At 72.6% G+C, this 19,765-nt stretch carries 21 protein-coding genes; 7 read left to right on the top strand and 14 right to left on the bottom strand.

Going from position 1 to position 19,765, the window contains the following annotated elements:
- Window positions 1-25 precede the first annotated feature (25 nt).
- From IG05_RS0113355 to IG05_RS0113340, 4 genes are all read right to left on the bottom strand, one after another.
- Window positions 26-1,054: a 3-oxoacyl-[acyl-carrier-protein] synthase III C-terminal domain-containing protein gene (locus IG05_RS0113355; RefSeq protein ID WP_030342275.1), complete on the bottom strand. Its 1,029-nt coding sequence runs from the start codon at window positions 1,052-1,054 to the stop codon at window positions 26-28.
- 218 nt (window positions 1,055-1,272) lie between these two features.
- Window positions 1,273-2,322, bottom strand: coding sequence for an NAD(P)/FAD-dependent oxidoreductase (locus tag IG05_RS0113350; protein ID WP_030342273.1), 1,050 nt, complete (start codon window positions 2,320-2,322; stop codon window positions 1,273-1,275).
- Window positions 2,319-4,811: an aminopeptidase N gene (pepN, locus tag IG05_RS0113345; protein ID WP_030342272.1), complete on the bottom strand. Its 2,493-nt coding sequence runs from the start codon at window positions 4,809-4,811 to the stop codon at window positions 2,319-2,321. Before pepN ends, IG05_RS0113350 begins: the two co-directional genes overlap by 4 nt.
- A 128-nt stretch (window positions 4,812-4,939) precedes the next feature.
- Window positions 4,940-6,037 (bottom strand): ParB/RepB/Spo0J family partition protein, encoded by a 1,098-nt coding sequence (locus IG05_RS0113340; protein WP_051789762.1) that lies wholly within the window; start codon window positions 6,035-6,037, stop codon window positions 4,940-4,942.
- 482 nt (window positions 6,038-6,519) lie between these two features.
- On the opposite strand from IG05_RS0113340, the gene IG05_RS0113335 reads away from it, so the two are divergent.
- Window positions 6,520-8,358, top strand: coding sequence for a glycoside hydrolase family 15 protein (locus IG05_RS0113335; protein WP_030342269.1), 1,839 nt, complete (start codon window positions 6,520-6,522; stop codon window positions 8,356-8,358).
- A 63-nt stretch (window positions 8,359-8,421) separates the two neighbouring features.
- Here the strand turns inward: IG05_RS0113335 and IG05_RS0113330 are convergent, their stop codons facing one another.
- The 5 genes from IG05_RS0113330 to IG05_RS0113310 form a co-directional block, all read right to left on the bottom strand.
- Window positions 8,422-9,261 carry an SDR family oxidoreductase gene (locus IG05_RS0113330; protein WP_030342267.1) on the bottom strand — a complete coding sequence of 280 codons (840 nt, stop codon included), beginning with the start codon at window positions 9,259-9,261 and terminating at the stop codon, window positions 8,422-8,424.
- Between the two features lie 360 nt (window positions 9,262-9,621).
- Window positions 9,622-10,050, bottom strand: a complete 429-nt coding sequence (locus tag IG05_RS0113325; RefSeq protein ID WP_030342265.1) for a PRC-barrel domain-containing protein — start codon at window positions 10,048-10,050, stop codon at window positions 9,622-9,624.
- Between the two features lie 35 nt (window positions 10,051-10,085).
- A complete protein-coding gene (locus tag IG05_RS0113320) occupies window positions 10,086-10,652 on the bottom strand; it encodes a PRC-barrel domain-containing protein (RefSeq protein WP_030342264.1) in 567 nt (188 codons plus the stop codon).
- Complete coding sequence (locus IG05_RS47775) at window positions 10,649-10,795, bottom strand: hypothetical protein (RefSeq protein WP_158838866.1); 147 nt, start codon at window positions 10,793-10,795, stop codon at window positions 10,649-10,651. The genes IG05_RS0113320 and IG05_RS47775 overlap by 4 nt, the downstream gene beginning before the upstream one ends.
- A gap of 169 nt (window positions 10,796-10,964) precedes the next feature.
- Entirely contained in the window at window positions 10,965-11,693 is a 729-nt protein-coding gene (locus IG05_RS0113310) for a DUF4232 domain-containing protein (RefSeq protein WP_030342262.1), read from the bottom strand.
- Between the two features lie 185 nt (window positions 11,694-11,878).
- Here IG05_RS0113310 and IG05_RS0113305 point away from each other — a divergent pair, with 185 nt between their 5' ends.
- On the top strand, window positions 11,879-13,270 hold the full coding sequence (locus tag IG05_RS0113305; protein ID WP_030342260.1) for a helix-turn-helix domain-containing protein: 1,392 nt from the start codon (window positions 11,879-11,881) through the stop codon (window positions 13,268-13,270).
- Window positions 13,271-13,318: 48 nt separating this feature from the next.
- Here the strand turns inward: IG05_RS0113305 and IG05_RS0113300 are convergent, their stop codons facing one another.
- Window positions 13,319-13,963 (bottom strand): response regulator, encoded by a 645-nt coding sequence (locus tag IG05_RS0113300; RefSeq protein WP_030342259.1) that lies wholly within the window; start codon window positions 13,961-13,963, stop codon window positions 13,319-13,321.
- Window positions 13,951-15,201: a sensor histidine kinase gene (locus IG05_RS0113295; RefSeq protein WP_030342257.1), complete on the bottom strand. Its 1,251-nt coding sequence runs from the start codon at window positions 15,199-15,201 to the stop codon at window positions 13,951-13,953. The genes IG05_RS0113300 and IG05_RS0113295 overlap by 13 nt, the downstream gene beginning before the upstream one ends.
- A 169-nt stretch (window positions 15,202-15,370) precedes the next feature.
- Here IG05_RS0113295 and IG05_RS44985 point away from each other — a divergent pair, with 169 nt between their 5' ends.
- Window positions 15,371-15,895, top strand: coding sequence for a hypothetical protein (locus IG05_RS44985; protein WP_199808308.1), 525 nt, complete (start codon window positions 15,371-15,373; stop codon window positions 15,893-15,895).
- A gap of 19 nt (window positions 15,896-15,914) precedes the next feature.
- Here the strand turns inward: IG05_RS44985 and IG05_RS0113285 are convergent, their stop codons facing one another.
- Window positions 15,915-16,289, bottom strand: coding sequence for a hypothetical protein (locus tag IG05_RS0113285; RefSeq protein WP_030342254.1), 375 nt, complete (start codon window positions 16,287-16,289; stop codon window positions 15,915-15,917).
- Between the two features lie 159 nt (window positions 16,290-16,448).
- Between IG05_RS0113285 and IG05_RS0113280 the strand changes: the two genes are divergently transcribed.
- The gene (locus IG05_RS0113280) at window positions 16,449-17,117 is read left to right on the top strand and encodes a DedA family protein (RefSeq protein WP_030342252.1); all 669 of its coding nucleotides are present in this window, start codon (window positions 16,449-16,451) and stop codon (window positions 17,115-17,117) included.
- Window positions 17,114-17,290: a hypothetical protein gene (locus IG05_RS47770; RefSeq protein WP_158838864.1), complete on the top strand. Its 177-nt coding sequence runs from the start codon at window positions 17,114-17,116 to the stop codon at window positions 17,288-17,290. The genes IG05_RS0113280 and IG05_RS47770 overlap by 4 nt, the downstream gene beginning before the upstream one ends.
- Before the next feature lie 331 nt (window positions 17,291-17,621).
- On the opposite strand, the gene IG05_RS0113270 is transcribed toward IG05_RS47770, so the two are convergent.
- On the bottom strand, window positions 17,622-18,263 hold the full coding sequence (locus IG05_RS0113270; RefSeq protein ID WP_030342250.1) for a TetR/AcrR family transcriptional regulator: 642 nt from the start codon (window positions 18,261-18,263) through the stop codon (window positions 17,622-17,624).
- A 47-nt stretch (window positions 18,264-18,310) separates the two neighbouring features.
- On the bottom strand, window positions 18,311-18,979 hold the full coding sequence (locus IG05_RS0113265) for an SGNH/GDSL hydrolase family protein (RefSeq protein WP_030342248.1): 669 nt from the start codon (window positions 18,977-18,979) through the stop codon (window positions 18,311-18,313).
- 108 nt (window positions 18,980-19,087) lie between these two features.
- Here IG05_RS0113265 and IG05_RS43650 point away from each other — a divergent pair, with 108 nt between their 5' ends.
- Both IG05_RS43650 and IG05_RS0113255 read left to right on the top strand, forming a co-directional pair.
- On the top strand, window positions 19,088-19,330 hold the full coding sequence (locus IG05_RS43650; RefSeq protein ID WP_158838862.1) for a nuclear transport factor 2 family protein: 243 nt from the start codon (window positions 19,088-19,090) through the stop codon (window positions 19,328-19,330).
- A 95-nt stretch (window positions 19,331-19,425) separates the two neighbouring features.
- Window positions 19,426-19,743: a hypothetical protein gene (locus IG05_RS0113255; RefSeq protein ID WP_030342245.1), complete on the top strand. Its 318-nt coding sequence runs from the start codon at window positions 19,426-19,428 to the stop codon at window positions 19,741-19,743.
- Window positions 19,744-19,765: the final 22 nt, after the last annotated feature.

The raw sequence follows: 19,765 nt of genomic DNA, 5'->3' as shown, positions 1-19,765 counted from the left end.
ACGGTGCCTTCCTGTCGGCCGCGGGTCAGACCCGGACGAGGGAGCAGTACCAGCGCATCCCGATGGAGATCCCGGTCAGCGCGACCAGGTCGCCGGGGGCCACCACGCCCTGCTCGATCAGCTCGCCGAGCGCGGTGAGCTGGTCGGCGGAGCCCATGTGCCCGTGCGCCTTGGCCAGTTCGGAGCTGGTGCGCTCCAGGGGGAGGCCGAGCGGCTCGGCGATGTCGGCGATGCCGTCCGGGTCGTTGATGTAGATCAGGTGCGTCACCTCGTCGCGGCCGACCCCGGCCCGCTTGCACGCCCCGTCGATGACGTCGAGGGTGCGGGTGATGGCCGCCTGGCCGAAGGCGCGGAGCCCCGCGGGGTCGCGCCGGAAGTGCTCCTGCACGCGCACGTGACCGGCCGGCGCCGTCTTGCTCGACCAGCCCTCCGGGGGCAGGGGCGCCACCGCGCCGCCGTAGTCGGTACGGAACCAGTCGCACAGCTCCGGGACGGTGAACTGCTCGGTGGACAGCCAGGTGTTGCGCTCGTGCCCGCGCCGCAGGACCGCGGCCACGGCGCCGTCGCTGTGCACCGCGTTGTTGACCGTCATGCGGTTGCGGTGGAACTCGCTGACGCGGTTCACCGCGACGAACAGCACGGTGTTGATCTCCGGCTGCACGGCGAGGACGCCGGCCACGATGCCCAGTCCGGTGACACCCGAGGCACAGCCCTCGTTCAGCAGCAGGGTCTGCCGGCTCTCCATCTTCAGGGCCCGGCCCAGCGCCGCCGACCCGTCCCAGTGGGGGTATTCGGGGTGCTCGGAGGTGGCCAGCACCAGGAGGTCCACGTCGTCGGCGTCGAGCCCGGTGCGGGCGAGGGCGTCGCGCGCGGCCTCGGCGGCCAGGTCGGTCGTGGTGACGTCGTCGGGGGCCCGGTGGAAGGTGTGGTAACCCCACCGGAGAATGCGTTCCGGATCGGGGACATAGGTTGCCGCTACTTCTTCGACATTCTGGTCCTCGCCGAACGAGTAACCGAAACCGGTAATTCCGAAGCCATGCGAAAGCTGTGCCATAGATATCTCTCTCTCGCTGCGGTTCCTGGGGCCGCATGGAATCTTCGCCGGTCTCCAAGACCGAATCAACAGTCGGGCGCGGGGCCCGAGTTGAACGGAAACCCCAAGTTGAACGCGCATAGAACGGCCAGGTTGAACACGTGCGAAAAAACAAGTGCGGGCCGGGAGATATCCCGGCCCGCACTCATTGCGAACGTCTGCCGAATGGCGTACGGCGGTCAGCCCAATAGGGCGGCGGCCGCCTTCCTGCTCGCGGAGACCACGGTCTTGGCGGCGCCTCCGCTGCCGCCGGTGAAGGTGTGCAGTCCCGGTCCCAGGGACCGCAGTTCCAGACCTGCCGGATCGTGGTAGCAGTCGCTGGAGGCGACCGTCCGGCCCACGGTGACGTCGACGCCGAAGACCCGCCGGGCGCTCTCCGCCAGCCGGGCCGCCAGCGCCGTGTCGGCCGTGACCGCGCCGGGATCGACGTCCCACCGGTCGGTCGGGACACCCAGCAGGAAGGAGCCGTCCTCGTAGGGCCGGCCGTAGAGCCCGGAGTTCTCGTCGACGAACGGTCCGAGTCCCCGCAGCGGTGCCGTACACAGGCTGTACTGGATCTGCTTGGTGCGCAGCCCCGCCACCGGCAGCCCGCTGCGGGCCAGCAGCCCGGGTGTCCAGGCGCCCGCCGCGACGACGACCCGGTCGTAGCGCCGGGTGCGGCCGTCCGCCGTCCGCACGGCCGGGTCCCGGGTCACCGCGTCGACCGCCGTCCCGTGGACGGTGGCCCCCGCCTCCGCCGCCGCCCCCAGGGCCGCGGTGCGCAGCCGGTGCGGCGAGATGTGCCCGGCGTACCGCTCCACCACGGCGACGGCGCCGGCCGGCAGGTCCCGGAAGGGGAAGTCACCCACCACCCGGTCCCGGCCGACCACCTCGGCCGAGCCCGGCAGACAGGACTGGAGGACGTCGGCCGGCTCCCGTGCGTCGGCACCGGCGGGCAGGACGTACAGCGCCCCGGTCTCCCGGTACCCGGACCATTCGCGCAGGACGTCGCTGCCCCTGATCTCGGCGAGGCTCTCCGCCGCCGGCACCGCCGCCGCCACGGTGGGTTCGAAGCCCCGGACCAGCCCGCCGGAGACCCTGGAGGCGTCCACCGGCCCCCCGGCGCCCTCGGTGAACAGGTCCACCGAGGCCCCGCCCGGCGCCCGGACGGTCCGCCAGGCGAGCAGGGCGCCCGCGACCCCGCCCCCGACGATCGCGACCCGCGGGGAGCGCCCGGCCGGCCGCGTCACTCCTGCTCCGCCCACGCCGCCCGGGCCGCGACCACCCGGCGCAGATCATGCGTGTGGTCCGCCGCCCGGCGGCGCAGGGTCACCGGAAGCCCGTCGATGGCGAGCATCCGCTTTGCCGCCGCGAGCGTCGCGGGGGTGGCGGCGTAACGCGGGTAGAGGAAGCGCAGCAGCAGATCCAGCACCAGGTCGCCGCGCTTGCGGGCGGCGGCGGGTATGTCCTTGAAGAACCGTTCGACGTACGGCTCCGTCAGCGCCGTCTGCTCGGGCTGCCAGAACCCCTCGGCCAGGGACCACAGTTCGTAGTTGGACAGGTCCGAGCCGTGCATGATCGCGTTCCACGCCGCCTCCTTGGCCCCCGCCTCGGGCAGTGCCGCCCGGCACTTCGTCGCGAACTGCTCGGCGACGGCGCCCGGTCCGGCCTCCAGGGCCACGGCGATGTCGGCGGTGTCCATCCCGCCGAGCACGGCGAGCCGGTAGCGGATGCGCCAGCTCACGTCGGTGTCGAGGACCAGCCCCGGGGGCAGCCCGTCACCGGCCAGCCAGCCGGACAGCTCCATGGTGTCGGCAGTGAAGTCGACCAGGCCCCGGAAGAGCGTGATCATCCGCTCGTCCCGGGCGTCGGTGCGGGCGAGCCTGCCGCGCAGCGCCTCGGCGATCCGGGCCATCGCCGCGGGCCGCTCCTCCGGCGCGAGGAACCGGTCGGCGACGTCGTTGCGGGCCTGTTCGAGGACCTCGGCCAGGATCGACAGCTCGGTCTCCTCCCGCACCATCCCGCTCACCAGGGCCAGGTGCGAGGCGGCCGGGAACGTCCCGTCCTGGACGCCCAGCAGCAGGGCGCACCAGACCATCGCCCGGTTCAGCGGGGAGAGCCTCGGGAGCATGTCCGGCAGCGCGGCCAGCGAACCGGGGTCGAACCCGATCTTGGCGTAGGTGAGGTCCCCGTCGTTCAGGAGGAGGAACGCGGGCGCCGGACGGCCCACGAGCTCGGGCAGTTCGGTGCGCTCGCCGTCGATCCGGACCCGGACGGTGGTGCTGTCGTCCGGGTAGTAGAGGCCCACGTCCATGGTGTGCGGGCGCAGCACCGGATGGCTGTCGGGGGCGCCCTGCCGGACGGCGGCGGCGGTGATGCGCCCGTCGGCGACGGTGAACTCGGGGGTGAGCGTGTTCACGTTGGCCGAGTGCAGCCACTTGTCGGCCCAGTCGGTCAGGTCGGTGCCGGCCGCCTCGCTCATCGCGGCGAGGAAGTCCGCGAAGGTCGCCGCGGAGTAGGCGTGCCGGTCGAAGTAGGTGCGCAGTCCGGCGCGCAGCGCGTCGTCGCCCACGTGCGCGGCGAGCTGGCGCAGCGCCGAGTGGCCCTTGAAGTACGAGATCCGGTCCAGCTCCAGCTGCACCGTGCGCACGTCCGGGCCCTCGATGCTGACCGGGTGGGTGGAGGGCCGCTGGTCGGGCACGTACGCCTGGCCCTTGCGGCGGGCGGCGAACGTCGTGGGCGGTCCGGGGAACCGGGTCGCCTCGCTGGTGACGCGGTGTGCCATGTAGTCGGCGAGCGACTGGCCCAGCCACAGGTCGTTCCACCAGGTGTTGGTCACCAGTCCGGCCAGCCACAGCAGGGAGATGCCGTGGGCGAGGACGACGGCCCGGGTCTCGCGCTCGCTGTCGGTGGCGGCCGAGCTGAAGAGGTACTGCTCGCGCAGCAGCACGCAGCCGGGGTGGTCGAGCGAGAGCACGCTGAACTCGGGCACGAAGACCTGGTCGAGCTTGGCGAACGGGTGCCCCACACCGAAGAGTTCGGTGTAGGCGTCCAGACACTGGGCGGTGATCTCGAAGATCTCCTCCACGTCGGTCTTCAGGGAGTCCGCGAGCGAGGCCCGGCAGTGCAGCCCGAGGGGTGTGCCGTGGTGCTCGGACCGGAAGGAGGCGTACGGCCCGGCGACCAGCGCGGTCAGATAGGTGGCCAGGGCCGGCGACTCGGTGAGCCTCCAGCGGCCGGGCCCGGTGCGCACGGCCTCGCTGTTGCCGAGCACCTGCCAGGTCTCGGGCACCGTCAGGTCGAACTCGTACGGGGCCTTCAGGTCGGGCTGGTCGAAACAGGCGAAGACGCGGGGCGCATTGTCGACGTAGACGAAGGAATACACATAAGTCTCGCCGTCGGCGGGGTCGACATAGCGGTGGAGTCCTTCGCACTCGTGCGAGTAACCCATGTCGGCCACGACGACGACTTCGTTCTCGGTGGCGAGTCCGGTGAGCGGGAACCGGCCGTCCCGCAATTCACCGGCATCCAGCTCCCGGCCGTTCAGCGTGATCGAGCGGAGTTCCTTCGGCTGGATGTCCAGGAAGGTTTCCGCCCCGGACTCACGGGCGTCGAACCGGATTTTCGTCGTCGAGCGGAAAGTGTCCGATCCGGTGGTCAGATCGAGGTCGACACAATAGGAGCGGACCAGAAGCAGGGCACCGCGTTCCCCTGCTTCCTCACGGGTCAGACTTGGCATACGAACTTCCTTTCGCGAGAGGCCAAAGAATCGTCGTACGACTCGGTTTGAGCGTCAAGGAGAGCATAGGAATGCCGGTGACCGGGAACCTATTCGGTCCCGGCCACCGGCATTGCCCCCGTATGCGGTCAGACCTCTTGCCGTTGACCTTCGAGCTCTCTCGCGATATTCAGCCAGGTTTCCCCGCAGGAACGCGCCACGGCCGCGATCTCCTTGATCCAGTGCGGCGGCACCCCGTCGACCCCCGCCGTCACGTCCTGCGTGCTGATCGTGTGCGTGTCGTACCAGCGGAACAGGGTCCGGCCCGACTCCGAGTACCGCAGCAGCGGGTCCTGGAGGAGCTTGGCGCGCAGGGCCGACCAGTCGGCGGCCTCGCAGGGAGCCGGCCGCGGGCGGACGGACGGCTGCTCACCGGCCGCCCGGTCGGCGGGCGGGTCCGGCGTCTCCTCCCTGTTCGGACCGGCGTCCTGCCCGGCCAGGCGCAGTTTCGGCGGCAGGGGGTCGACCCCCCGCTGGATCCGCTGCCGGACATCTCGCGCCGTAGCGACCGAAACCCCCGCTTGACGTGCCACTTCGCGCAGCGGCATCTCCGGGTAGGCCGTCACCACCTCGCTGGCGCGCAGCCGCCCCTGGCTGTAGTTGACCGGCCGGTACCGGCCGTCCCTGCCCAAACGCACGTTCAACTGCGTCGGGTCCGCAGTCGAACACTCCGTGATGGTCCTGCGGAGAGCGGCCACGGTCCGCGCCGAGAGCCCGGTCACCGCGGCCACGGCCCGGTCCGACCAGAGGGGCTGCGCCGCCAGCACCCGGCGCGCCGCCGCCTCGCGGTCCGCCCGGGTGAGCGGCAGGCCATGCGTGACGTTCTCCTGGACCGCGATGAGGAAGGTCAGCTGCTCGGGACCGTCGAAGAACCGGACATCAATGGTTTCCTGCCCTTTTATCGACGCCGCCATGAGCCGGTGCGATCCATCGATCACCCGCATCGAACGGCGGTGCACGATGATCGGCGGCAACGGGTGTTCGACATTCGCCAGGATCTGGGCATGCGAATGATCCTCCCCATCGAGACGAGGAGAGTCGCCAGGCATTATCGACGAGACCGGAACAGACTCGACCGGGCTCAACTCCGCTATTAATCCGTGGTGCACCCCGAGCTGCTCACCGGAAATCTCGTCACCAATCTCCCGTACCACTCCGGCGGCAAGCACATCCCCCGTGTAATCCACCCACAATCCTTTCCCGAGAATTCACCAACGCTCCCACCTGCGCTGTTCCTAGGAATACGGATCCCACTCGCTGCGCCGTTTCCCATTTCCGTGAAAGCAACGCATCAAGAATTCCGCTGGACTGTTCAGGAGGTTACTACCTCGTCTGCTTGCTGTCACGTGTGGTGTCATTGATTTGTTCGGGTGACGGGGACATGCCGCATGTGATAAAGGGAACGGCCGTTCGCGGATGCAGCAGTAGGGGGCGGATCCACCTATCCCGGCCGAGCGCCGATTCGCTCGGGGAAGCGTGAGACGCGGGGCCGCAATGAGGGGCGAACGCCACCGGATGCACTTTGCAGGTGCGAGCACTCGGAGCGGTCCTGGGACCGCACGGCGCCCCCGGTGGCAGCGGGCGTGCCGCCGTGCCTGTCCAGGAGCGGCGGCATACGCTGATGCCGGGGGTGCGTTCGGGTGAACCGCACACCGGAAGGGGCGCCCCGATGGACGGCTACCCACTCATCGAGAACCACGGGCTGATCGGCGACCTGCAGACCGCGGCGCTGGTGACCACGGAGGGGACGGTTGACTGGTTCTGCTCCCCGCGGTTCGACTCGCCGAGTGTGTTCGGGGCGCTCCTGGACAAGGAGAACGGCGGGCACTGCACGATCCGGCCCGCGCACCCGACCCATGCGACCAAGCAGCTGTACCTGCCCGACACCGCGATCCTGGTGACCCGGTTCATGACGGAGGCCGGCGCCGGTGAGGTGCTCGACTTCATGCCCGTGACCGGTACGACGGCCACGCCCCGTCACCGGCTGGTCCGCCTGGTCCGCTGTGTGCGCGGCAGCATGACGTTCGATGTGGAGATCGCCCCGCGGTTCGACTACGGGCGCAGCGAGCACCAGTTGCACATCACCCCGCACGGTGCGGTCTTCGCGGCGGAGGACGGCACGCGGCTCACCGTGCATCCCGTCCGGGAACCGGACGACGAGCGGCTCACGGAGGTGCTCGCCGACCGGGGCGCCGACCTCCAGCTCTCGCTGACCCTGGAGGCCGGCCAGCAGCGCGGGCTGGTGCTGGAGACGGGCGCCGACGGACCGCCCAGGGAGATCCGCCGCGACGAACACGAGCGGCTCTTCGCCGAGGCGACGGGGTTCTGGCGCTGCTGGCTGGCCCAGTCGCGCTACACCGGACGCTGGCGGGAGGTGGTGGAGCGGTCCGCGATCACGCTGAAGCTCATGACCTTCGCCCCCAGCGGCGCCGTGGTGGCCGCCCCTACGGCGGCCCTCCCGGAGCAACTGGGCGGTGAGCGCAACTGGGACTACCGCTTCACCTGGATCCGGGACGCCTCCTTCTCCGTGTACGCCCTGCTGGGGCTGGGTTTCACGGAGGAGGCCAGGGCGTTCATCCTCTGGCTGAGCGACCGGGTCAAGGAGCGGGCCGGCGGCGCCGGGAGCACGGGCCCGCTCAACATCATGTACACGGTCGACGGCGCCTCGGACCTGAGCGAGCAGATCCTCGGCCACTGGGAGGGCTACGCGGGATCCGCCCCGGTCCGGATCGGCAACGGCGCCGCCACCCAGCTCCAACTGGACATCTACGGCGAGGCGCTGGACAGCATCTACTTCGCGCACCAGCACGGGTTCCAGGTGGGGCACGGGGGCTGGACCTCGCTGCGGACCGATCTGGAATGGCTGGCCGACCACTGGGACCAGGCGGAGGAGGGCATCTGGGAGACCCGTGGCGGCCGTCAGGACTTCACGTACGGCCGGGTGATGTCGTGGGTGGCGTTCGACCGCGCCCTGCGACTGGCCGAGGCGAACGGGTGGCCGTCCGCGGCCGACCGCTGGCGGGCCGAGCGGGACGCCGTCTACGAGCAGGTCATGGCCAAGGGGTGGAGCGAGAACCGGCGGGCCTTCGTCCAGCACTACGGCAGTGAGGTCCTGGACTCCTCGCTGCTGCGCATGGCGACGGTCGGGTTCCTCACCGCCGGGGATCCGCTGTGGACGGCGACCCTGGACGCCATGGAGCAGGAACTGGTCAGCGACAGCCTGGTCTACCGGTACGACCCCGATGCCTCGCCCGACGGTCTGCGCGGCTCGGAGGGCACGTTCTCCCTGTGCACGTTCATGTACGTCGACGCCCTGGCGCGCGCGGGACGGACCGACCGGGCCCGGCTCGTGTTCGAGAAGATGATGGGGTACGCCAACCACCTGGGCCTGTACTCCGAGGAGATCGATCCGACGGGCCGTCAGCTCGGCAACTTCCCGCAGGCGTTCACCCACCTCGCCCTCATCGACTCGGCCATCACCCTGAACGCAGCCCTCGACCGGCGGTAGTGCGGCCGCACCGGCCGGCCCCGGCCACCGGCCGCCGCCGCGCCGACGGCCGGGTGAGGGGGGTCAGCCGCCGGTGGCGAACCCCGGGAAGAGCGTCATCCCGCCGTCGACGTACAGGGTGGTGCCCACGACGTAGTCCATGAGGTCGGAGGCGAGACCGACGACCGCGTGGCCGATGTCCTCGGGGTCGCCGATGCGGTCGTAGGGGATCAGCCGCAGCAGGTCCTCCCGGGCCTGGGGCGTCTCCCAGGCGCCGCGGTTGATGGGGGTCTTGATGGCCCCGGGGGCGATCGCGTTCACACGGATCTTCTTCGGGGCGAGCTCCTGGGCCAGTGTCTCCATCATCATCTGCACCCCGCCCTTGGAGGAGGCGTAGTTGACGTGCCCGGCCCACGGGATGATCTGGTGCACCGAGCTCATGCAGATGATCTTGCCGGCCGCGCGGGAGACCTCGGGGACCACTCCGCGGCGCAGGAACTCCTTCGTCGCCTCCCGGGCGCACAGGAACTGCCCGGTGAGATTGACGTCCAGGACCTTCTGCCACTGGGCCAGGGACATCTCGATGAACGGGGCGTCCCGCTGGAGCCCCGCGTTCGCGACCAGGATGTCGATCGTGCCGAACTCCTGGACCATCCGGTCCATCATGGCGACGACCTGCTGCTCGTCGGAGACGTCCGCCTCGTAGGCGGCCGCCCGGACCCCGAAGCCGGTGATCTCCTCGACCACCTTCTCGGCCTCCTCGCCGCCGGCCACGTAGTTGACGACGACGTCGGCCCCCGCCCGGCCGAGGGCGACGGCCGTCGCCCGGCCGATGCCGGAGTTCGCGCCGGTCACCAGCGCCTTCTGCCCGCGCAGCAGATGGGCGGGGATCAGGCCCTGGGATGTCCCCTCGGTGGAACTCACGATGTCCTGCTCCTCCACTGCGTGCCCGCTCCCGCCGGGCCCGTCGCCCGGAGGTCCGGGCATCAGACAAACACCGGGGTGGGACGCCCGCACACCCCGGCGGAGCGCGTTGCGCTGCCCGGCGGAGGAACTTCGCCCGGTCGGCCCCGGACGGTCCGGCGCCGTCGCACCGTCCGTGGTCACGGCGCCCGCCGGGACGCCGCCGTACGGCTCGGACCGCTCGCGGGCGGCCGACCGGCCGCCCGCGGCGCATGGGCCGTTCGGCTGCGAGGTGGTGTACGGAGCGCGGGCATCCGGAACGCTGTACGGCTGGCCGCCGGCGAAGCCGGCCGCGTGCAGGGGCGGTCGGGCGCGCCGTGCTCAGACGGGTTCGGCGCGCACCACCGCGGCATACGAGCCGAGGCCCATCAGGCGGGTGCCGGCGATCTCGCCGAGGGCCGTGTAGAGCGTGAGGACGCGGCCGGAGACGGGGTCGAAGGCGACGTCCCTGACCGTTCCGTGCTCGACGCCGTGCTCGGTCAGGACCCGGCTCCCGAGTACCCGGTGATGGGCCGGGAGACGGTCCTGCCCCTGCTCTGCCGTGACACGCGAGCGGACGATCACCGCGTCCGGGCCCACGCTCTCCACGGCGCTCCATGCCAGCGCCTCGGCGCGGCCGGCCGCCCCGGACAACCGCACCGCGGCCACCGTGGCGTCCTGGGCGTCGACGGTCAGGTCGGCCACCTTGCCCATGCTGGTCGCGTCGTCGGCGGTGATCACCGGCAGGCCGAAGGCCTGGGAGAAGAGCATCGCGGGTCCTCCTTCGTCGGCGGGGCGGCGCCGGATCAGCGGTGCCGCATGTGGGTGAGGAAGGCTTCGACCTGGGGGGCGAAGCTGGGCAGGTCGTCGGCGACGAAGCGCTGGGCCTGCGCGGGCACGACCAGGGCCTGGCCGGAGACGGCCAGCGACTGGCCGCGCGGCACGAACACCTTGCGGTGCTGCGCGTCGAGGTTGTCGTTGGCGGCGACCTCGAAGCCGACCACCTGGCCGCTCGCCCCCGTCTCGATCACCACGTCCGCCACGGTGCCGATGTCGGTGCCCTCCTCGGTGAGGACCGGGGCACCCAGGACCCGGCCACGACCGGCTTCGCCGCGCCCGACGACCGCGTCCCGGTCCTCGAAGAGGGCCTGGCTGACGATCATCACCGCCGACGGCCCGACCGCGTGCACATGGGAGAAGCGGAGACTCTGCTTGAGCGGCCCGGCCAGCAGGCCGCGCCCGCTCAGGGTGAAACCCGTGATCCGGCCCGCCGGCCCGTCGAAGACGACGTCCTTGATCTGCGCCACCGCCTCCCCGCCGAGGGTCACCACCACGCGTCCGGACAGTTCGGAGGCGAGTACGAGGGAATTCACCGTCGGCCTCCCCGGCCGGCGCGCCCGCGGTCGACCGCGATCACCGTGCCCGATCGGCGCCGTGCCTGAACGAGGACCACCGCCCCGGCGACCACTGCCACCGCCGCGACGAGGGCGACCAGCCAGACCCACCACATCGTCATCCACCTCCCTGCCGTCGGTCACCCGTCGTGACCGGAGATGCGCCCAACGACTTCTCCGTGGCTTCCGGTTGCCCCCTGTACCGGCGCACACGCCTGCCGTACGGCACCGGTGCCGGCGCGGCGGCGGCCGGCGGTCAGCCGTACGGCTGAGCGGGCTCCCGCCGTGCCGTCACCACTGGACGGCGTCGTCCATCGACTGCTGCCAGTAGGTGACCTTGAGCGAGTCGTCGACGTAGACGCCCTTCGCGGGCAGCGCGGGGTGCGCGCCCGTGCCGACGCTCTCGTTGCCGGAGCGGCCGTGGAAGTAGACGGTCAGAGAGTTCACGGTGTGGCCGTGCGAGCCGCTGCCGTCCGTGGCGGACAGGTTCACGGAGGCGTAGCCGGACTCGCCGGGCGCCAGCGTGACGACCGCTTGCGGCTGCGAGTCCTCGATGACCGGGGGCACCGACTGGGCCTCGCCGAAGCGGACGGCCGGGTAGCCGTACAGGTAGCAGGTCGCGCGGCCGGTGTTGGTCACCGTGAGCAGCATGTGGTTCACCGGGCGGTTCAGCGGGGCCGCGACCGTCCTGGTGTTGCCGCCCTCGCAGGTGACCGGCCTGTCCGGCCTGCCGGAGGGGACACGCGCCGTCGAGGCGGAGGCGGGCGTGGACGTGCCCGCGGCGGGCCGTGCCGTGCCGGTGGCGGCCCCGGCCCGCGGGGCGGAGGAGCCGGTGCCGGCGGAAGACGTGTCCGGGGAGGGAGCGGCGGGAGCGGAGTGCGCGGTGGTGGTGGCCGCCGCCGGGGTGCCCGCGACATGGACACCGGTGCCGTCCTGGCAGGCGGTCAGGGAGAGCGTGGCGAGAACGGCGGTCGCGGCGGCGCCGGCGAGACGGGTGCGGGAGGTGCGGAGGCTGGACATGCGGCTTGCCCCTTCGGTGTTCGGGTGGGGGTGGTGATTGGATGACCGAAGCTTGTGAGGTGATCCGTCCCAGCCGCCACGCACGGCGGGCAGTTGGGGACGCGGGAACGCCGAAACGTACGCTGACCAGGGGAAATACAGGGGCCCTGGAACGCTCGGCTGGAACACGAGGGGACGGGGAACGGGTGTCGGGGACGACGGAGGCCGGCGGGACGGAGGCGTTCGCCCGGCTGCTGCGGGAGCTCAAGGACCGCTCGGGACTCAGCTACGGGACGCTCGCCAAGCGGCTGCACATGAGCACGTCGACGCTGCACCGCTACTGCAACGGCACGGCGGTGCCCGTCGAGTACGCACCGGTGGAGCGCCTCGCCAGGGTCTGCCGGGCGACGCCGGAGGAGCTGGTGGAGCTGCACCGGCGCTGGATCCTGGCCGACGCGGCACGCGGGAGCCGGGCGGAGCGGGCCGCGGCGACGGCTCCGGCTCCGGAGGCCGGCGGTGCTGCCGGCCCCGGCGGGACGAGTGCGGCGGACGGCGGCGCCGGCCCGGCGGCATCACCCGGGCGGGAGCAGGGCGAGCGCGGCGAGCCGGTCGTCGTCGACGTACCGCGCGCACCCGCGCCGCCTGCTGGACCCCGCCCCCGTCCCTCCCGTCGCCGTACCGTGCTGATCGCCTGCGCCGCCGCGGCCGTCGTGCTGGGAGCCGTGGTGCTCACCGTGCGCCCGCACGGCGGCGGGTCCGGCACGGGGGACCGGCGGGCGGCCGGGGCCACCGCCGCGACCACCGGTGGTGCGGACACCGGGAAGCCGTCCGCCCGGCCGTCCCCGAGCACGAAGGGGCACGAGCCGTCCGCGTCGGCCTCCGTCTCCCCCACCGGGTCCGCAGCGTCCGGACCGGCGGCCGGACCGGAGGCGTCCGGTTCCGGCGCGTCCCGGGGCGGCAAGCAGGGCGGGGCGCAGCACACCGACGGCGGCGCCACCGGCGCCGTACCGCTCACCGTCGGCGTCCGTCCCTACGTGTACGAAGACCCGTGCAGCCAGCACTTCCTCGTCGACAGCGAACCCGGGCAGGTCGGCCCGCCGGCCAACGAGGAGACCGCCCCGCGCTGGGCGGCCGCGTACGGGGCGGTGTCCTCGGGCGAACAGCGGGTCGCCCTCACCGTCCAGGGGACCGGCGAGGACACCGTGGTGCTGGAGGCGCTGCACGTCCGTGTCCTCTCCAGGGGCGCGCCGCTCGCCTGGAACGACTACTCGATGGGCGTCGGCTGCGGCGGCGGTGTCGGGACGAAGTCGTTCGACGTCGACCTCGACAACGGCAGTCCCACGGTGACCGCCAAGAACGGCCAGCGCGGTTTCCCGTACAAGGTCAGCGAGTCCGACCCGGAGGTCTTCTACGTCACCGCCCACACCGGGGCGCACGACGTGCGGTGGGACCTCACCCTGGACTGGTCCGCCGGCGGCCGGCGCGGCACCCTCCACGTCGACGGCGACGGCAGGCCGTTCCGCACCAGCGCGGACGCGGACCGCCCGGGCTACGACTACCCGCTGGGCGGCAACGAGTGGATCAGGCGGGACGGCTGACGGGATCCGGGCCTCGGTGCCGCGCACCGCCGGCGAGCCGGCGAGTCGTCAGGAGACGCCGAGGAAGCGGAGGACGGCGAGGACGCGGCGGTGGTCCGCGTCGGCCCTCGGCAGGTCCAGCTTGGTGAGGATGCTGTTGATGTGCTTGGCCACCGCACTCTCGCTGACCACGAGCCGGGCGGCTATGCCGGCGTTGGAACGGCCGCCCGCCATCAGTTCCAGGACCTCGCGCTCCCGGGGGGTGAGCCGGTCCAGGGGGTCGCTGTGGCGGCGCACCAGAAGCTGGGAGACCACTTGCGGGTCCAGGACGGTGCCGCCGGCCGCCACCCGGCGCAGTGCGTCGATGAACTCCTCGACGTCGGCGACCCGTTGCTTGAGGAGGTAACCGATGCCCGAGGTGTGGGCGGACAGCAGATCGGCCGCGTACCGCTCCTCCACGTACTGCGACAGGAGCAGGACCGCCGTCCGCGGCGACTGCCGTTTGATGACGAGTGCCGCCCGTACGCCCTCGTCGGTGAAACCGGGCGGCATGCGGACGTCCACGACCGCGATGTCCGGCCGGTGCTCCTCGACCGCCGACAGGAGCGCCTCGGCGTCACCGGTCTCGGCGACCACCTCGAACCCGGCCGTCTCCAGGACCTTGACCACACCGATCCGGAGCAGCACGGAATCCTCGGCGATCACGGCACGCACGGCAGCTCCACGGTCATCACGGTCGGCCCCCCGACGGGGCTGTCGACCGACAGCGTGCCATCCACCGCGGCGACCCGTTTGGCCAGCCCCGCCAGCCCGGTGCCGCCGGCGGGATCGGCGCCGCCCACACCGTCGTCGCTGACGACGACCAGCAGCGTCGGCCCGAAACGCTCCACGATGACCTCGGCCCCGGACGCCTCGGCGTGCTTGACCACGTTCGTCAGCGCCTCGGAGACGACGAAGTAGGCGACGGCCTCGATCGTGGGCGACGGCCGCGCCGGCAGGTCGACCCTCACCCGTACCGGGAGAGGGGCCCTGGCCGCGACGCCCGAGATCGCGGCGTCGAGGCCGCGGTCCTCCAGCACGGCCGGGTGCAGCCCGCGCACCAGACCGCTCAGCTCCTCGATCGCCTCCTTCGCCTCCCGGTGCGCCTCGTCGATCACGCGACGGGCGTCCTCGGGCAGGTCGCCGAGCGTCGCCCGGGCCAGTCCCAGGTTGACCGCCAGGGAGACCAGCCGCTGCTGGGCGCCGTCGTGCAGGTCCCGCTCGATGCGCCGCCGTTCGGCGTCCACGGCGTCCACCAGGCCCGCCCTGCTCTCGGTCAGGTCGTCGACCCGGCGCGCCAGCTGCTCCTCGCGGCTCGGCCCGAGCAGGACGGTCCCGACGCGGGTGTCGAGCCGGGACAGGGCACCGGACAGCCACGCCGCCAGGTACAGCAGGCCCGCGCCGCCCGCGGTGACGTAGGCCGCCCAGGTGCTGTACCCGGGGTGGCCGGCGCGCCAGTCCAGGGGAACCAGCCACAGCCACGCGTACACCGAGACGGCCGCGCCGGCGGCGGTCCACATCAGCAGCACGAAGGCCGCAGCGAGGGCCAGGAGCGGCCCGTCCAGCAGGTGGTACATCAGCTGCCGCCGCCCCGCCGGGCCGCGGAACCACTCGGGCAGCCCGGGCCGCAGTCCCGCGTACGGCGAGGGGATGTCCACGCCCAGCCGGGTACGGAAACGGCCGTGCTGCGCCGCGGTCAGCAGCGGCCCGGCCAGCGCGACGGCGGCCGTCGGGGCCAGGACCGCGAGGAGGACGGCCCACATCGCGACCGGTACGAAGAGCATCCAGGGCAGTGCCAGGACGAGCAGGACACCGAGCTGGATCAGGACCCCGGTGGCGAGGAACGCGACCGGGCGTCCGACTCCTCGGAACGGCCGCGTGAGCGCGCGCCGCGGGCGGGCAGTCGTATGCATGGGAAGACGGTATGCGCCGCGGCCGGCGGTGATCCATGGCGCAGGTGCCCGCCCCGGGGGTGCAACTGGTACCACCCCGGAACGGGCATCGGCGTTACTGACGGTGATCGCCGCGTGGCGGAGGCTGGAGGCCGTGAGGAAGAGCCGGGAACGCGAGGGGACCGATCCGATGAGCGCGCCGAGTATCCGCCGACCGCACGCCACCGCGCCCCGGCCGGCCGGCGGCAGGACCCGCCACCGGTGCCGCGTGGAACACGTCCTGGTCGGCTGCGGCCTGGCACTGCTGCCCTGGCTGGTCGTCCTGGCCGCCGGCCTGCCCCAGGCGGCGGGCACCGGGCACGGGCGGACCGTCTGGATCGGCCTGGACGCCCTGGAGTCCCTCGGTCTGATCGGCACGGGGCTGCTGGCCGGGCGCGGTCACCGCCTGCACCCGCTCACGGCGACCGCCACCGCGACGCTGCTGGTGGCCGACGCCTGGTTCGACACCATGACGGCGGCCCCGGGCACGGACCTGGTCTCCGCGGTGGCGATGGCGTTCGGTGCGGAGCTGCCGCTGGCGGTGCTGTGCGCCGTCCTTGCGGTGCGGGGCGCACGCATACCCCGGGTGGCCGGCCCGGACGGCCGCCCCGTGGCCCTCGTGTCCCCCGCGGGGTCCGGCACCCGGCGGCAGTACTGCACCGCCGGGAGCCGATGACCGGCCGCCCGGAGCGCCGTCAGTGGTCGAAGTAGCTGAGATCGCCTACGGTCCAGGCGCTGATGTCCTTGATCGCGACCCGGTACATGCCACCCGTCTCCGGGATGCCGAGGCTGCCCTGCAGGATGCGGGCGAGATGGAAGTGCAGATGCGTGGGCGGCTCGCCGCGGCCCGCCCCGCCGCCTCGTGGGCCGCCGGCGAAGATCTCGGAGAACGGGCCGAGGCGGTCCGAGTCCTTCAGGACCTCCGCCACCCGCTCCCGCCACACCGCCTCGGGAGCGAGCCGGCCGGTGATGACGGCACCGCCGACGACCACGGTCAGCGACATCTGATTGCTCCGCTCGGACTCCACAGCGGCGGAGATGGCGACGAGCAGCTCATCAGGGTTCGACATGACAGCAGAGCTTATGCGGCCCGGCCGCGAGGTGACATGGCACCCGGCGATCCGCCGATCTCCGGGCGCGTTCGTCTACAGTTCGGTAGACCGTCTACTTCGGTGTAGTCACTCGCCCCCCGGGTGCTCGCCTCCAGCCGAACAGCAGGGAAGGCCCCCATGACCAGTCCGCCGTACGTGGCCGCGCAGCTGGCTGTCAACGTGCTCGACGCCCACTCGCTGCTGGCCGCCTTCGGCGTGCTGGGGGTCGGAGTGGTGCTGTTCGCCGAGACGGGGCTGCTGATCGGGTTCTTCCTGCCCGGCGACTCCCTGCTGTTCACGGCGGGGCTGCTGTGCACGGGTACGGCGGACCGGGCCGTACGGCTCTCCCTGGCGCCGCTGCTGGTCGCGGCGGCCGTCGGCGCGCTCGCGGGGGCGCAGTGCGGGTACCTGATCGGCCGCAAGGCGGGCGGTGCGCTGATCGGCCGCAGCCGGTCCCGGCGGCTGCACGAGGGCGTGCGGCGCGCCGAGGAGCTGCTGGAGCGGTACGGCCACGCCAAGGCCGTCGTCCTGGCCCGGTTCATCCCGGTGGTGCGGACGGTGCTGAACCCGATGGCGGGCGCGCTGGAGGTGCCGGTGCGGACCTTCACGCTGTGGCAGGTGGCCGGCGGACTCGTCTGGAGCGTCGGCCTCACCCTCGCGGGGTACGCGCTGGGGTCCTCGGTCCCGGACGTCGACCGCTATCTGCTGCCGCTGGTCGCGCTGATCGTCGTCGTGTCGCTGCTCCCCCTGCTCGCCGAAGTGCTGCGCGCCCGCCGGGGTGCCGGTGCGAAGGGAGGCAGCAGGTGAGCGCCGCTTCCGGCGGGCCCCCCTCCGTGGACGGCTCCGCCTGGGCGGACGTCATACGCCTCGCGCGGCACTCGCCCGGCCGGCTGGACGACAGGGCCCCGGCCTGGTCGTCGTACGGGCTCGCGGTATTCGCGTGCCGGCCGTCGCCGGCGCCCTGGTGGCCGGTGCGGTGACGACCGCGGTACGACGGCGCTCGGCGCCCCTGGCCCGCCGGCGCACCGCCGGGCTGCGCGGGAGCCCTGCTGCCGGCCGGGGCCGGGTCAGGCCGTGGTCGTAGGCGAAGATCACCGCCTGGACGCGGTCGCGTCTTCTCCCCGTATCTCTTGCTGAGTTGTCGCCTCGATCACGCGCGTCCTCTCCCTCGGACCCCGGCGCCCGCCACGCCCGGCGCCTCCCGGTCCACGCTAGGCCCGTGACCTCGGCGATCCGGGTGGCACCAGGGGCCTGAACCCGGTCTCGCGGGTGGTACCGCGGTACTACGGCGGGGAGCCCGGCGCGGCGGGTTCAGGGCGTCCCGAGGAGGGCGTCCACGGTGCGGCGGACCTTGGCGACGGCGTCCTCGTCCCCCAGGCGGAGCGCCGTGTTGGCCGCGCAGAGCACGGCGTCGAGCTGGAAGAGGGCGAGGTCGACGTCGAGTGCGGCGATCTGGTGGGAGGCGACGGCGTGCCGCAGTTCCCCGCCGAGGGTGTCGAGCCATTCCCGCTGGTCGCGCAGGAGGGCGTCGCGGACCGGTCCCGGCCTGCTGTCGAAGCGGGCGATGTTGGCGACGCGGAAGCAACCGCCTTCGAACAGCGGGGCCTCGGCGTAGTCGATCCAGTGCTCGACCAGGGAGCGCAGCCGGTCGGCTCCGGGAGCCGCTTCCCGCGCCGGGCGGACGACCGCGTCGACGAACATGCCGCGCGCGAAGTCGACGGTCGCGAGCTGGAGCAGCTCCTTGGACCGGAACAGGGTCTGGATGCCCGCCTTGCTCATGCCCGTGTCGGTGGCGAGGCGGCCGAAGCTGACGTCGTCCAGTCCGTCGAGGGAGGCGATGTCGACTGCGCGCCGCAGTGCGGTCTCGCGCGTGCGCGCCCCCTTGAGCAGGCGCTTGTCGGTGATCGACACCGTGTCCGCCCCCGTGGCGGCCGTGCGCGCCCCCGTGTCCATACGGTCGATCGTACCCGTGGTGAACGCGGGGCGGCCGGCGCCGGATCTCAGGGCGTGCGGCGGGCCAGGGCGGCGGCCAGTGCCCTGGTCATCTCGCTCGCCATGACGGCCTGGCCCGACGTGGCGAAGTGGATGCGGTCCGCGCTCAGCAGGTCCTGCCGGGAGTTGACGGGGTGGTCCCACATGTCGACGACCACGGCGCCGTAGGCGTCGGCGAGGGTGCGCGTGAGGCCGTTCAGGGTACGCACGCGGTCCGTCCAGTCGGGGAAGACCGGCACGGTGTAGGCGCGCCCCAGGGTGAACGTCGTGAGCTGCGCGCCCGTGCCGGCCGCCACCTCGTACAGCGTGCGCAGGTTCCGCTCGATCTCCCCGAAGTCCGGTGAGCGGCGCAGCAGGTCGTTGGCCCCGCACGGCAGGTGCAGCAGGTCCGGGGCGAAGTCCCGCATCGCGGCGGTCTGGTGGGCGAGGGTGTCGAGCGTCGTGGCGCCGTCCACCGCCGTGTTCAGGTAGGCCAGGCCGGGCCTCACCCACCGCAGGACGTCCGCGAACCGGTCGGACCAGCCCTGCTCGCCGTACCCGGGGCTGGTGTCCCCCGTCCCTGCGGAGAGGCTGTCGCCGATGACGGCGTAGCGCTGCCAGGGGGCGTGGGACAGGAGCGCCGCGGCGTCGGCCGCGGGGAGGCAGAAAGGGTCGGTCTCCTCGGTGAGAGTCGTCATGGATCAGAGTGTGCGGTCGACCGTATGTATTGTCAACGCTGGGATGGGCGCCCGTCCGCCCCCGACCCGGTGCGACAACCGCACGTTGTCGGCCGTGCCGCGTCGTTGTTGGCCGGGGCGCCGCGCCACGCGGTCGGATGGCCGTACGCCGCACCGCCGGAGACGCCCGGAGGGCGGCCCGACGACGCCGGGGAGCCGGCCGAATGGACCTCCCGGGCCCAGACCGTGCACGGCGGCACCTACGACAACCGCTGCGGCGGCGTCTTCACGGTGCGCGACGGCAGGATCGTCTCCGTCGTCGAGTACACCGACACCCGGCACGTCGCGGCGACGCTCTTCCCGAGGGCGTAGTCGCCCGTCCGGAGGACGCCGGGATGCGGCGCGGAGCCGGGTCCGTACGGTCGGTTACAGGCCGGGACGTGCCCGGCCGCACGTCAGGAGGGTCCATGCGCCGCATCGGCTCGACACTCGCCACCCTCGGCGCCGCCGGGGTGCTGGCGCTCGCCGTCCCCTCGTCGGCGCTCGCCGCGAACGGGTTCCTGGTGATCGACGGAGTGCGTCACGACAGCCCGAAGGGCTGCTTCGAGATACCGCACCTCTCGGTCGTCTTCAACGTCACGGACATACCCGCCCTGGTGCACGACGTCCCGGGCTGCGCCGGCACCTTCGTCCACGTCATCCCTCCCGGACTGGCGGAGCAGGTGCCCGGGACGCACAGCGTCTTCATGGGCGAACCGGCGGCGGACCTGCTGCCTCCCGCGTGACGGGCCGGCCGCCCGGCCACGG

The sequence above is a fragment of the Streptomyces sp. NRRL S-1022 genome (assembly GCF_000720135.1).
GTDB lineage: Bacteria > Actinomycetota > Actinomycetes > Streptomycetales > Streptomycetaceae > Streptomyces.
Note: the sequence above shows the minus strand (reverse complement) of the source record. Positions and strands in the feature narration are given on the sequence as shown.